The 4,748-nt window shown below is 73.9% G+C and carries 4 protein-coding genes; 2 read left to right on the top strand and 2 right to left on the bottom strand.

What is annotated here, in order from left to right; genetic code table 11:
• The first annotated feature begins 146 nt into the window (after positions 1 to 146).
• Both G6556_RS17105 and G6556_RS17100 read left to right on the top strand, forming a co-directional pair.
• Complete coding sequence (locus G6556_RS17105; protein WP_346774965.1) at positions 147 to 920, top strand: HAD-IA family hydrolase; 774 nt, start codon at positions 147 to 149, stop codon at positions 918 to 920.
• Positions 917 to 3,430, top strand: coding sequence for a glycoside hydrolase family 65 protein (locus G6556_RS17100; RefSeq protein ID WP_166944086.1), 2,514 nt, complete (start codon positions 917 to 919; stop codon positions 3,428 to 3,430). Before G6556_RS17105 ends, G6556_RS17100 begins: the two co-directional genes overlap by 4 nt.
• A 147-nt stretch (positions 3,431 to 3,577) precedes the next feature.
• On the opposite strand, the gene G6556_RS17095 is transcribed toward G6556_RS17100, so the two are convergent.
• Both G6556_RS17095 and G6556_RS17090 read right to left on the bottom strand, forming a co-directional pair.
• Positions 3,578 to 4,189 (bottom strand): hypothetical protein, encoded by a 612-nt coding sequence (locus G6556_RS17095; protein WP_166944084.1) that lies wholly within the window; start codon positions 4,187 to 4,189, stop codon positions 3,578 to 3,580.
• A gap of 38 nt (positions 4,190 to 4,227) precedes the next feature.
• Complete coding sequence (locus tag G6556_RS17090; protein ID WP_240934674.1) at positions 4,228 to 4,602, bottom strand: hypothetical protein; 375 nt, start codon at positions 4,600 to 4,602, stop codon at positions 4,228 to 4,230.
• Positions 4,603 to 4,748: the final 146 nt, after the last annotated feature.

Raw genomic sequence — 4,748 nt, 5'->3', positions numbered from 1 at the left:
GCCCGCGGCCCGGCCGGCACCACCGGAGACGCCGACCCCGGGGCCGCCCGCCCCGCACGACCCGCGGCCCCCCGCCGCAGCACCGCCGCATGACGCACCGCCCCGCACGACCCGCACCCGCACACCACGCCCCTGGGAGCTCCACCGTGGCAACCGCACCCGACCGCCCCGCCGCGGTCCTCGACGGCCTCGACGCCGTCCTGTTCGACCTCGACGGCGTCCTCACGCCCACCGCCGTCGTGCACATGCACGCCTGGGCGCGGCTGTTCACGCCGCTGCTCGACGCGCGCGGGGCGGCGCCGTACACCGACGCCGACTACTTCGCGCACATCGACGGCAAGCCGCGCTACGAGGGCGTGCGGTCCCTCCTGGCGTCGCGCGGCATCGAGCTGCCCTGGGGCGACCCCACGGACTCCCCCGACACCGAGACGGTGTGCGGCCTCGGCAACCGGAAGAACGCCGTCTTCACCCAGGTGCTCGAGACCGAGGGCGTCACGCCCTACCCCGGCTCGGTGCGCCTGGTCGACGCGCTGCTCGCGCAGGGCCGGAAGGTCGCCGTGGTGTCGAGCAGCCGGAACGCGGTGCCCGTGCTGGCCGCCGCGGGCCTGACCGACCGGTTCCCGCTCGTGGTCGACGGCCTGGTGGCCGCGGCGCACGGCCTGGCGGGCAAGCCGGACCCGGCGACGTACCTGTACGCCGCCGACCAGCTCGGCGTCCCGCGCGAGCGCGCGGTCGTCGTCGAGGACGCCGAGTCCGGCGTCGCCTCCGGCCGCGCCGGGGCGTTCGGGCTCGTCGTCGGCGTGGACCGCGGCGCCGGCGCCGACGTGCTGCGCGAGCAGGGGGCTGACCTGGTGGTGGACGACCTCGCCGAGCTCGTCACCACGACCGGAACCGACGAGCACGAGAGCACCCTGCCGTGAACCCCACCTCCCTGTTCACCCCGGACCCCCTGGACCGCAACCGGTTCCCCAAGGACGAGTGGCGGCTGCGCGAGACGCGGCACGACGCGTCCGACCTGGGCCGGACCGAGACCCTGTTCGCCGTCGGCAACGGGTACCTCGGCATGCGCGGCAACGTCGAGGAGGGGCGGGACAGCCACAGCCACGGCACCTTCCTCAACGGGTTCCACGAGACCTGGCCGATCCGGCACGCCGAGGAGGCGTACGGCTTCGCCCGCGTCGGCCAGACGATCGTCAACGTCCCCGACGCCAAGATCATGCGGCTGTACGTCGACGACGAGCCGCTGCTGCTCACGGTGGCCGACCTGCACTCCTACGAGCGCAGCCTCGACTTCCGCGACGGCGTGCTGTACCGGGACCTGGTCTGGCAGACCCCGTCCGGCAAGCGCGTGCAGGTCCGCACCCGGCGCATGGTGTCGTTCGCCGAACGGCACCTCGCCGTCATGACGTACGAGCTCACCATGCTCGACGCCGACGCCCCGGTGGTCGTCAGCAGCCAGATCCTCAACCGGCAGGACGGCCAGGACGAGTACCACGTCCGCTCGGCCGCGATGGGCGAGGGCTTCGACCCCCGCAAGTCCGAGACGCTCACCGCCCGGGTCCTCGAGCCGAAGACGCACTGGGGCGCGGACGGCCGGTACGTCATGTCCTACCGGGCCGCCGCGTCCGGCATGACCCTGTCCGTGGCGGCCGACCACGCCATCGAGACCGAGAACGCCTACGAGGAGCTCTCGCTGGTCGAGGAGGACCTGGCCAAGCACGTCTACCGGGTCGACGCGAAGCAGGGCCAGACGGTCCGGATCACCAAGGTCGTCACCTACCACTCCTCGCGCGGCGTGCCGGCGCGGGAGCTCGCCGACCGGTGCCGCCGCACGCTCGACCGCGTGCAGGCGACCGGCGTCGACCGGCAGTTCGCCGACCAGCGCGCCTGGCTCGACGACTTCTGGGCGCGCAGCGACGTCGAGGTGCCCGGCCAGCCGGACCTGCAGCAGGCGATCCGGTGGAACCTGTTCCAGCTGGCGCAGGCGACGGCGCGGGCCGAGGGCAACGGCATCGCCGCCAAGGGCCTGACCGGCTCCGGGTACAGCGGGCACTACTTCTGGGACACCGAGGTCTACGTCCTGCCGTTCCTGACCTACACCTCGCCGCGGATCGCCCGGAACGCGCTGCGCTTCCGGTACACGATGCTGGACGCCGCCCGCCGCCGGGCGGCCGAGCTCAACCAGAACGGCGCGCTGTTCCCGTGGCGCACGATCAACGGCGAGGAGGCGTCGGCCTACTACGCGGCCGGCACCGCGCAGTACCACATCGACGCCGACATCGCGCACGCCGTGCGGCAGTACGTCGCGGCGACCGGGGACGACGACTTCCTCGCCCGCGAGGCGATCGACATCCTGGTCGAGACCGCCCGGATGTGGGCCGACCTCGGGTTCTGGCGCGGGACCAACGGCGACGCGTCGTTCCACATCCACGGGGTCACCGGCCCGGACGAGTACACGACCGTCGTGAACGACAACCTGTTCACCAACGTCATGGCCCGCGCGAACCTGCGCGGCGCCGTCGAGGCCGTGGACCGCCTGGCGCACGAGCACCCCGCCGAGCACGCCGCGCTCGTCGCCCGGCTGCACCTGACCCAGGACGAGCTCGACGAGTGGGCCCACGCCGCCGAGCGGATGCACATCCCGTACGACGAGCGCCTGGGCATCCACCCGCAGGACGCGAACTTCCTCGAGAAGGAGCTCTGGGACCTGGCCAACACGGACCCGGCCAAGCGCCCCCTGCTGCTCTACTACCACCCGCTGGTGATCTACCGGTTCCAGGTGCTCAAGCAGGCCGACGTCGTGCTGGCGCTGTTCCTGCAGGGCGACCAGTTCACCGCCGAGGAGAAGCTCGCCGACTTCGACTACTACGACCCGCTGACCACCGGCGACTCCACGCTGTCCGGCGTCGTGCAGTCGATCGTGGCCTCCGAGGTCGGGTACCAGGAGCTCGCGCTGCGCTACTTCACCTCGGCGCTGTACGTGGACCTGGCCGACCTGCACCACAACACCGCCGACGGCGTGCACGTCGCGTCGGCCGGCGGTGTGTGGAGCGCGCTGGCGTGCGGGTTCGGCGGCATGCGGGACCACGAGGGCGTCGTGTCCCTCGACCCGCGGCTCCCCGAGGTCTGGGACGGGCTCACCTTCCGGCTCACGCTGCGCGGCAGCCGGGTCCGGGTGGACGTCCGGCACACCGAGCTGCGGCTCACGGTCGAGGAGGGCGACGCGGCGGACCTCGTCGTGCGCGGCGAGCCGGTCAAGGTCACCGCGGGCGACCCCGTCGTGCTGCCGCTGGCCCCCGCGCCGCGGCTCATCGGCACGCCGACGGTCCGGGACATCGAGGGCACCCGGCGCGCCGACGGCACCCTCATGACGGCCAGCGTGCCGGACCACCCCACCGTGCTGACCCCGCCGCCGGTCTCGCACGACTGACCGGCGGAGACAGCCGGCCGGCCCCGCGGCGGTGCGGGGCCGGCCGGCGTCTCGTCGCCGTGCGGGGCCGGCCGGCGTCCCGCCACGGTGCGGGGCCGGCCGGCGTGCTGCCGCACCGGGCCGTCGGGTCGGCGGCGGCCGGCTCGCTCAGCCGGAGAGCGCCTGCTCGAGCATCCGGAGGACCTCGGCGTCCTCCGGGACGTAGCCGAAGTCCGTCACGGGCTGCTGCGGGGTGCGTCGCGGGAACGCCGAGGTGCGGGTGCTGCCCGCGGCGCCGTCGGTGCCCGGGGTGCGGGTCGCGCGGTCGGCCAGGCGGACGACCGGCTCGGCGGGCAGCGGGGTGCCGCCCGCGGCCTCGAGGGCGTTGGTCACCAGACGCCGGACGAGTGCCAGGTTGAGGCCCTTGCCGGCCTCGACGACGAGGGAGCCCGTCGCGTCGACGTGGTGCACCAGCACGGTGCGCGTCGGCGTCTCCACGAGCAGGTCGGTGCCGCCGGCCGCGAACTCGCCACCGACGTCGGCCAGCACGCGGCCCAGCCCGGTGAGCAGCTGCGCGACCGGCGGCGACGGCGCGCGGTGCTGCGCGCCCGCGCCGGCCGTGGTGGCGCCCGCAGCGCCCGCAGCGCCCGCAGCGCCCGCAGCGGCCCGGGAGGGCAGGGCGGGTGGTGCGGGCGCGTCGGTGCCGAACCACGACACCGACGCGCCCGCGGGTACCTGCTCGTCCAGGATGCCCAGCACCCGGTCGACGTCGATCGCCACCACCCTCGTCCCTCCTCGGACCGCTGCGCGGGGTCCCGCTACAGGTCGACGCCGGCCTCGGCCAGCTCGTGCAGGCGACGACGGGCGAGCGCGAGGTTGCCGCGCCACCGGTCGAGCACCAGGTAGGTGAAGACCCCGGCGTAGCGCGGGTCCGCGCTGAGCACGATGAGGTGCATCTCCTTCGACGTCTGGATGAGGATGTCGTCGATGATCTGCCCGCCCTCGAGCTGCTCGAGCGCCCGGACCTGCGCGCGCACGACCTCCGTCGCCGTGGCGGCCGCGAGCTCCATGTCGTACTGGTGCACGATCTGGCTCTGCAGCACCATGCCGCTCGTGTAGTCGACCGACGCGATGGCGAGCAGGCCGTCGAGACGCATCATCATCTCGGTCGCCTCCTGCAGGGACATGGCCATTCGGGGTACTCCTTCTGAGTTCTCACGTACAGGGATTCCCGGACGCTAACAACGGCGGAGCACCACTCAACGGGGCGCCGACCACTCAGGACGGGGCGGCCCGACCACCTACCGGCCACCGCTCGGCGAGGGCCGGCGGGTGGGGG

Origin of the sequence: Cellulomonas sp. IC4_254 (genome assembly GCF_011603975.1) — a bacterium.
Taxonomy (GTDB): Bacteria; Actinomycetota; Actinomycetes; order Actinomycetales; family Cellulomonadaceae; genus Cellulomonas.
The sequence above is the reverse complement of the archived record's forward strand: the minus strand, read 5'-3'. Positions and strand labels throughout refer to the sequence as shown.

What these genes read in the sequence shown, in the direction of transcription:
- G6556_RS17090 (WP_240934674.1), bottom strand. Translation starts at nt 4,602, where the DNA reads ATGGCCATGTCCCTGCAGGAGGCGACCGAGATGATGATGCGTCTCGAC.